This window comes from Candidatus Electronema sp. TJ (genome assembly GCF_048287355.1).
GTDB lineage: Bacteria > Desulfobacterota > Desulfobulbia > Desulfobulbales > Desulfobulbaceae > Electronema.
In genome coordinates this window covers 2,639-6,833 of the sequence record NZ_JBLWEP010000129.1, presented here as the reverse complement: position 1 = coordinate 6,833, position 4,195 = coordinate 2,639, and the positions used below count along the sequence as shown (strand labels likewise).

Here is a 4,195-nt window from a genome sequence, read left to right as displayed (position 1 = left end):
GCCGTCAGGCTGGCAAGGGCGTGATCATCGCCGGTCTGGTTATTGCACTCTATCTTTTTTTCACCAGCAATCCCTCGAAGCTGCTGCACACAGCGGCCCACCGCGCCGCGCCGGTGAGTATTGACGAAATCGGCATTCGTCTGCTCTCGACCAGCAACGGTTTTATCGTGCCGTTCGAGGTGGTGTCGCTGCTGCTCTTGGCAGCCTTGATCGGTGCGGTAGTGCTGTCCCGCCGGGAGAATAAAAAGGAGGACAAGCCATGACCTTGGCCAACTGCATCGCCCTGTCGCTGCTGCTCTGCGCGATCGGCATTTTTGGTATGCTGACCCGGCGCAACCTGCTCGGCATTCTGCTTTCGGTTGAGATCATTCTCAACGGCGCGAACATCAACTTCGCCGCCTTCGCTCATTTCCGGGCCGCTGATCCGGTCGCCGGAGCGGTCTTCCCGGTCTTTGTCATGGCTGTTTCCGCCTGTGAAATCGCCGTGGCCTTGGCCATCATCATTTCCATGTACCGCCGCAAGAAACGGCTGGATGTGTACCGGATGGAGGAACTTCATGGCTGATTTCATCTTTTCCCACAGCTACCTGATCCTGCTCTTTCCGCTCTTCAGCTTTGCAATCATCGGACTGCTGCATCTCAATTCAGATAACAAGTTTGTCGCCAAGTTCGCCATTGCGATGTCGAGCCTGTCGCTCGGCTATGCCCTGCTGACGGTGCTGGCCTACCTGAGTCAACCGAAGCACACCCTGCTCGGTTATGACGCAGCTTGGCTCAACTTTGCGCCCGGCCTGACCGCCAACTTGGGCATGTATCTTGACCCGATTTCGGTGATGATGCTGGTGGTGGTCACCGTGATTTCCCTGCTGGTGAATATTTATTCGGTCGGCTACATGAAAGGCGACCGCTCCTTCAACCGCTTCTTCGCCCTGCTGGCCCTGTTCACCTTCTCAATGCTCGGCTTGGTCACGTCCGGCAACATCTTCCAGATGTTTGTTTTCTGGGAGCTGGTCGGCGTGTCATCCTATTCGCTGATTGGTTTTTGGTACGAGAAGCCATCGGCAGTGGCGGCTTCAAAAAAGGCTTTCATCATCACCCGTTTCGCCGATGCCTTCTTCCTTATGGGCATCCTGCTGGTCAGCTTTTACAGCCAGACCTTCAGCTTCCAAGCACTGAACAGCCCGTCCACCGCCTTGCTGCTAAAAGAGGCTGGCGTGCTCACCCTCGGTACGCTGCTGATTTTCACTGGCGGCTGGGGCAAGTCGGCGATGTTCCCGCTCCATGTCTGGCTGCCGGATGCAATGGAAGGCCCGACCCCGGTTTCTTCGATCATCCACTCCGCGACGATGGTTGTGGCCGGTGTCTATCTGACGGCCCGCATGTTCCCGCTTTTCGCCGCCGCCGAGACGACGCTTTTCGTCATCCAGTGCATTGGCGCGTTCACCGCCTTGTTTGCGGCAGTCATCGCCATCACCCAGATAGACATCAAGCGCATCCTCGCTTTCTCCACGCTCTCGCAGCTTGGCTACATGATCTTCTCGCTCGGCGCGGCCAAGGTTTGCGCGGAAAGCGGTCATCACGGCGCAGATGTCAATCCGCTCGGCTTTTCCGCCGCGATGTATCACGTCTTCACCCACGCCTTCTTCAAGTGTATGCTCTTCCTTGGCGCAGGCGCGGTGATTCACGCTGTCCACAGCAACGACATCCTCAAGATGGGCGGCCTGAAGCAGCTTATGCCGAAAACCTACTGGTCGCTTTTCGCTGCCTGCCTTGCCATTGCGGGCGTGTTCCCCTTGAGCGGCTTTTGGTCGAAGGACGCGATATTGCTCGCTGCTTTGCAGTCGGGACATTGGTTCACCTTCTTGGTTGGTCTGATCACCGGCGGCTTGACCGCGTTCTACATGTTCCGCTTCTTCTTCCTGATTTTCCACGGCGAGGCCCGCTCGCACCTGCATCATGTCCATGAAGACCCTTGGATGACTTGGCCGATTGTCGCCCTGACTGTGCCGACCATTTTTGCCGGTCTGCTGGAGCATTCCTTTGTTGCCAAGGTGCTGCCGCCTCATCTCGGCGAGGCAGGCCATTTCGCGCATCCGGCTTGGCTGCCTTGGCTGGCGACACTGGCTGCGCTGACCGGCATCGGCTGCGCGTGGCTGCTCTATGGCTCAGGCAAGACAGAGAAGGCCGCCACGCTGCAAAAGGTTTTCGGCCCGATCCACACTGTGGTGCAGAACAAATTCTACATTGACGAGCTGTATCTCTTCATCACCCACAAGATCATCTTCAACTGCGTCGCCGCGCCGATTAAGTGGTTTGATCGCAATGTCGTTGATGGCACGATGAATCTCTGCGGCTGGCTGCTGCATCTGGGCGGCAAAGGCGTGCGGCTGGTGCAGAACGGGGAGCTGCATCTGTATCTCGGCGCGACGATGCTTGGTTTGATTGCGCTGCTGGTTATGGGCAGATAATAAAACCAGAAGCGCGGCAAAGAGCTGACGATGCAGCAGGCATCAGCATAGGAAGATGCTGAAATGGTTCTTGGTGTGGGCTGACCTGATTCTTTTCATGCATTGCGTTTTGTTTGCTGACTCAGCATTCGCACTTAACAAAAATGAACTTCGAGAGATCAATAACCGCGTCAACGCGTTGGTGATATTGTTAAGCGATAATTCGGCAGATGAATATCAAGAAGCACGGGAAATTGCCGAACTTGATCTTGATAATGATGGGCATAAGCTCATAACAGCCCTTTTTTCAATTGAGGGGTTCAACGGCGGCAATGGCCATGTGCAATACTTGGCAGTTTTCGTAGATCGTTATGAAGGGATAAGTACCCGTCCAACACGATTGACACTGCTTGATTTCACTCCGGTCGGAAGCAAGGGCTGGCGTTCTCTCTGTTGTTTCAGCAGCATTCGATTGGTTCAGAATGAAGTGGAAATTAATTTTGACACTAAGGAATATGGGACTGATGATCCAAGTTGCTGTCCAAGCGTCGCATCTCATGCTGTTTATAGAATGAAGATAGATGAGATAACTGGTCGGTTGCGGGAGATAACTGCCCAGTTAAGCGATGCACCGCACGGTGCAAGTGAATGCTGCCGTTGACCTGTAATGGAAAGAAGGAATGATTTCTTCCGGTACTGATGAACAGGAACAAGCACTACTACATCTTGCTTCCGGCAAGATGACTCAGGAAGAATTTATTGCATGGCCGCGAAATAAGGTCAGCTACAGAAAATCAAAATGAAACAAACCACCGCCAACCTCTGCGAACCCAGCAACGGAGTTTTTTTATGAACGGATCATTTCTGCTCACCTTGATCTGGGCTGTCCCTTTTCTCACCGCGCTGGTTTCCCTGCCAGTTGACCGCGATGACCACCGGCGTATCAAAAAGATTTCGCTGGCCGGGAACCTGATCAACCTGCTGCTGGTGATCGGCCTGACCTTCGCCTTCATCAGCGCGTCAGCGGAACATCCGGCAGCGGCAGGAGCGAAACTCAGTCAGTTCCACTTTACCGCCAAGACGGTCTGGCTCCAGATACTGAACATCGAGTACAACATCGGCGTGGATGCCATCTCGGTGCTGATGATGTTGCTCACGGCTATCGTCATCTTCTGTGGGGTGTTGGCGAGCTGGGGCGTGGAGAAACAGGCCAAGGAGTTCTTTGTCCTCCTCAATGTGCTGGTGGCCGGGGTGTACGGCGTGTTCATCTCCCTCGACCTTTTTACCTTCTTTGTCTTCTACGAGATCGCGGTGCTGCCGATGTACCTGCTCATTGGTCTCTGGGGCACGGGCAAGAAGGAATACTCAGCCATGAAGTTGACCCTGATGCTGGTGGCTGGCTCGGCCTTCATCCTCGCGGGCATCTTGGGCCTCTATTTTGAATCCGGCATCAACAGCTTTGACCTCCAGAAGCTGGCTCAGGCCACGTTCTCGCCGGAATTCCAATACTGGGCTTTCCCGATAATCTTCCTCGGCTTCGGCGTGCTGGGCGCGATCTTTCCCTTCCACACTTGGTCGCCAGACGGCCACGCCTCCGCGCCCACCGCCGTGTCCATGCTCCATGCTGGCGTGCTGATGAAGCTCGGCGGCTACGGCTGCCTGCGGGTCGGCATGTATCTGCTGCCGGAAGGCGCGAACATGTGGATGTCCTTCTTCCTAGTGCTGGTCACCATCAACGTGCTCTACGG

The 4,195-nt window shown here is 55.1% G+C and carries 5 protein-coding genes; all 5 read left to right on the top strand.

The window, feature by feature from the left end; all coding sequences use genetic code 11:
* The coding region (locus ACNKID_RS09470; RefSeq protein WP_417913184.1) for an NADH-quinone oxidoreductase subunit J at positions 1-263 on the top strand (263 nt) is incomplete at its 5' end.
* Positions 260-565 carry an NADH-quinone oxidoreductase subunit NuoK gene (gene nuoK, locus ACNKID_RS09465; RefSeq protein WP_417913183.1) on the top strand — a complete coding sequence of 102 codons (306 nt, stop codon included), beginning with the start codon at positions 260-262 and terminating at the stop codon, positions 563-565. The genes ACNKID_RS09470 and nuoK, both read left to right, overlap by 4 nt.
* Positions 558-2,468 (top strand): NADH-quinone oxidoreductase subunit L, encoded by a 1,911-nt coding sequence (gene nuoL, locus ACNKID_RS09460; protein ID WP_417913182.1) that lies wholly within the window; start codon positions 558-560, stop codon positions 2,466-2,468. Before nuoK ends, nuoL begins: the two co-directional genes overlap by 8 nt.
* Before the next feature lie 55 nt (positions 2,469-2,523).
* Positions 2,524-3,108, top strand: coding sequence for a hypothetical protein (locus ACNKID_RS09455; protein ID WP_417913181.1), 585 nt, complete (start codon positions 2,524-2,526; stop codon positions 3,106-3,108).
* A 188-nt stretch (positions 3,109-3,296) separates the two neighbouring features.
* Positions 3,297-4,195: complex I subunit 4 family protein (locus ACNKID_RS09450; protein ID WP_417913180.1), on the top strand; the 899-nt coding region annotated here is incomplete at its 3' end.